The organism is uncultured Agitococcus sp., from assembly GCF_937920075.1.
Taxonomy (GTDB): domain Bacteria; phylum Pseudomonadota; class Gammaproteobacteria; order Pseudomonadales; family Moraxellaceae; genus Agitococcus.
This window is the reverse complement of record NZ_CALETI010000033.1, coordinates 1-3,556: the sequence shown is the minus strand read 5'-3', so window position 1 is coordinate 3,556 and position 3,556 is coordinate 1. Positions and strand designations below refer to the sequence as shown.

The 3,556-nt window shown below is 41.3% G+C and carries 4 protein-coding genes and 1 pseudogene; 2 read left to right on the top strand and 3 right to left on the bottom strand.

Going from position 1 to position 3,556, the window contains the following annotated elements; translation table 11 throughout:
- Positions 1–174: 174 nt before the first annotated feature.
- The 3 genes from Q0212_RS00980 to Q0212_RS00970 form a co-directional block, all read right to left on the bottom strand.
- Positions 175–1,008 carry an EcsC family protein gene (locus Q0212_RS00980; RefSeq protein WP_297920860.1) on the bottom strand — a complete coding sequence of 278 codons (834 nt, stop codon included), beginning with the start codon at positions 1,006–1,008 and terminating at the stop codon, positions 175–177.
- An 88-nt stretch (positions 1,009–1,096) separates the two neighbouring features.
- Entirely contained in the window at positions 1,097–2,218 is a 1,122-nt protein-coding gene (zapE, locus tag Q0212_RS00975; RefSeq protein WP_297920857.1) for a cell division protein ZapE, read from the bottom strand.
- Positions 2,215–2,832 (bottom strand): alpha/beta fold hydrolase, encoded by a 618-nt coding sequence (locus Q0212_RS00970; protein WP_297920854.1) that lies wholly within the window; start codon positions 2,830–2,832, stop codon positions 2,215–2,217. Before Q0212_RS00970 ends, zapE begins: the two co-directional genes overlap by 4 nt.
- 104 nt (positions 2,833–2,936) lie before the next feature.
- Between Q0212_RS00970 and Q0212_RS00965 the strand changes: the two genes are divergently transcribed.
- Together Q0212_RS00965 and Q0212_RS00960 are read left to right on the top strand one after the other, a co-directional pair.
- A complete protein-coding gene (locus Q0212_RS00965) occupies positions 2,937–3,383 on the top strand; it encodes a DUF1043 family protein (RefSeq protein ID WP_297920850.1) in 447 nt (148 codons plus the stop codon).
- Positions 3,384–3,433: 50 nt separating this feature from the next.
- A pseudogene (locus Q0212_RS00960) lies at positions 3,434–3,556 on the top strand (AbrB/MazE/SpoVT family DNA-binding domain-containing protein); the annotation flags it as partial.

Sequence of the window (3,556 nt, the reverse complement as noted above, 5' to 3'; positions counted from 1 at the left end):
GCTGATTTGTGCCAAATCGCATGGTTACTGAGCGAAGCCGAAGTATTGATAAGCCATCGTGTCACCGCCTTATATCCTCGGCCTAAAGGCGCGAGGTTTTACGGCGAGTTTGATAAAAATAGAAGGCGGATATTACTCAAGGAACAGTTTTTTTACAACTAAAATCTTTAAAACTTACCGTGTTTTAGCAGTATTTGTGAGTAATAACGGTTGTTGAATGTGTCCACCATGTTGTAATAACCACATTTCTTGAAAAGTGCGCCTTGCAGCCCAACCCACATCTTTAATAAAACTGGCATTGACGGCTGCACCAATGGCCGCGCCAATCATTGGCACAATGGTCAATGCCTTACGTTTGGTAAGATTAATGCCTAATTGTGCGGCCAAGTCTTTTAACGCTAAAACTAATGCTTCTTTGCCCATGGTATTAAAAGCCACTTGCTGAATTTGCGCCCATGTTTGTTGTTGCAACATTTGTTTAATGGTCACTAAGCTGACTAAGGCGGCTTCTTTTTCTTTTAAAGAATTGGCACTGGCAATACTAAATACACGTAAAGCGACTTGCCGCCCTTCTTCACCTTTTAGTTCAAAGCCATAACATAAAGCGGTTTGATAAATGGTGCGTAAGGCTAAGGTCATTAGGGTGGGGACATCTATTGCCACCCCCACTAAACCACTCGCACCTGTTACTCCACCTTCTGCCGCAGCCATGGCAATGGCTCGATCGTGGGTTTTGTTGGCTAACTCATCACACAACTGTAAGTTTGCATAAAATAAATCACCAATTTGACTAACATTTGCTTGTTCTAAAACACTTTGTGGATTGGTGAGTTTTTCGCCAACACTACAAGCAGCTTCTAAAGCAGCCTGAATCGCTGAGTCGGGAATGACCATATCGACTAATTTAACCGCAGGGGCAGAAACCATTCCTGCTAACATCGAGGTGAGTTTAGGGCCTTGTCCTTGCCAATGTTGAATAGCTTTAATTTGTTGCTCTTCGTAGGACATAACTATCTCCACTGGGCTTCGACTCCGCTCAGCCAGCACAAGCTGCTTCCAGAGCAGAGTCGAAGGAAAAAACAAACATTAATGGGCTTTAGGGCAAATGGGGCAACTGCAAATATTCTTGCGACTGCATTTCTTGTAAACGGCTGCGAGTACGCTTTATTTCAAAGTTTAGACGACCATTGCTATAAATGTTATCAATACTTGCTTCGGCGGTAATAATTAACTTGACTTGGCGGTCATATAATTCATCAATCAAATTAATAAAACGTCGTGTGGAGTCATCGTTTTTTTCGCCCATCACTGGCACGTTACTTAATAAAATGGTGTGATATTCTCGGGCAATTTCAATAAAGTCCGAGGCACTACGCGGCTTTTCACATAATTCGTGATAATCGCACCACAACACATCTTCGGTACGCGCTTTAACCATCACATCACGATCATTAATAATAATACTATCGTGGTGTACGTGTGTGCCGTGGGCTAATTCATCAAAACTTTTTTGCAAGTTTTTATGCGCTGCATCATCTAATGGATAATGATATAACTCGACATGAGTTAATACCCGCAAACGATAATCAATGCCTGAGTCCACATTTAACACCTGACAATTATCTTTAACCAACGTAATCGCAGGTAAAAAACGTTCGCGCTGTAAACCATTTTCATATAAACGGTCTGGCACAATATTACTGGTAGCTACCAAACTGACACCACGCGCAAATAATTGTTCAAATAAACCTTTTAATAACATCGCATCGGTAATATCAGTGACAAAAAACTCGTCAAAACAAATCACCACGGCATCGGCATGAATACGGTCTGCCACTAACTCTAAAGGGTTTTTTTCGCCTCTAAACTCGTTCAGTTCTTTATGCACACGCTGCATAAAACGGTGAAAGTGCATCCGCATTTTGCGTCTAAAGGGCAAGGCTTCAAAAAATAAATCCATTAAATAAGTTTTGCCACGCCCTACACCACCCCACAAATATAAGCCCATTACAGGCTGTTGCAAACGTTTAGCTAATTTAATCCGTCCCAAGCCTTTACTTTTTTGTGTGGCTTGATAACGGTCAACTAATTCATCATAAATTCTTTGTAACTCTTGTACGGCAGCTAATTGTGCGCCATCTGGCTGAAATGTGCCTGTCGCTAAATCTTGTTGATAATGGGCTAAGGGGCTTAATAACTTAACAGATTGTGGACTCATACAAGGTTTTCCAATACAGCTTGGCGTAACTCAACTAAACGACCATGAAAAAAATGCGAGCAATTAGGGAATTTTAACACCGTTATTTGTTGTTGTGCTGCCCAATCAAAGACTTCTTGTGCCGGCACAACTTCATCAGCATCCCCTTGAATGACCAAAGTTTGTTCTATGGGCAATGCTAACTCATTAAAGGCATAATGATGTACAGGGGGCGCAACTAACAATAATTGTTGTAATTGCACATGACTCAAACGACTTGCACCCACAGCAGCCACATAAGAACCAAAAGAAAATCCTGCTAAATAGAGATTTTCGGCTTGGATTTGTTGGGCTGCCCATGCAATAACGGCTAATAAGTCCTCTACTTCACCACGTGCATAGTCATGTAAGCCTTCACTTTGGCCAACTCCACGAAAGTTAAACGAAACCACAGGAATGGCTAAATCTTTAAAGGTGCGGGTTAAGGTGGTGACCACTTTGTTGTCCATTGTGCCACCATATAAAGGATGAGGATGACAAACGACAGCAAATACATTAGCTTTGGCGTGTTGTGGCATTAATAAACGCACTTCGATGCGACCTGCTTGACCTTGTACATAGCTTGTTGCAGACATTTGCAGTCTCCTACAGTATTTTGATGGCGAATGTTATAGACTAGTATGGTCAATGCCAAGACAAGCAAGACAAAATTCAGTCGATAGTGAGATAAGGGGGTTTTATGGAGTGGCTATTGTATATTGGCTTAATTGCTATCGGTTTTATCGGTGGCTACGTTTTTCAGATTTACCGTAATAGCGATAGCCGAGTACGCGACTTAGAAAGCCATTTACATGATTTACAAGGCAAGTATGAAAGCTATCAAGAATCCGTGACTAGCCATTTTTCTCATTCTGCACAATTGGTCAATAATTTAACCAATGCCTACCGTGAAGTGCATGAGCATTTACAAAAAGGCGCACATGAGCTTTGTGCCGACAATAAACGTCATACCAGCAATAATCCAGCTACGGCTTTTTTAGGTTTAGAAGCGACTAAAGAGTCTTTTCCTCAAGCGGCTGGCTCTTATGAAAATAAATTTTTAGAACCATTAGAGCCACCTCGTGACTATGCCCCTAAAAATGCCAATGATAAAGGGATGTTAGACGAGGAATATGGGTTTAAATAATATTGTGCTACAATGGTTTTACCACTGATAACTACCAAATATCAATCATCATGGAAACAGCAAAACTTTTTCATTCTGGTCGTAGCCAAGCAGTTCGTTTGCCCAAAGCATTTCGTTTTTCTGGCGAAGAAGTTGCCATTAAACATTTTGGCAATGGTGTGTTACTGTTGCCT

Bases quoted from the DNA above. Each gene is read 5' to 3' on its own strand.
- Q0212_RS00980 (WP_297920860.1), bottom strand. From the start codon at position 1,008: ATGTCCTACGAAGAGCAACAAATTAAAGCTATTCAACATTGGCAAGGA.
- zapE (WP_297920857.1), bottom strand. From the start codon at position 2,218: ATGAGTCCACAATCTGTTAAGTTATTAAGCCCCTTAGCCCATTATCAA.
- Q0212_RS00970 (WP_297920854.1), bottom strand. From the start codon at position 2,832: ATGTCTGCAACAAGCTATGTACAAGGTCAAGCAGGTCGCATCGAAGTG.
- Q0212_RS00965 (WP_297920850.1), top strand. From the start codon at position 2,937: ATGGAGTGGCTATTGTATATTGGCTTAATTGCTATCGGTTTTATCGGT.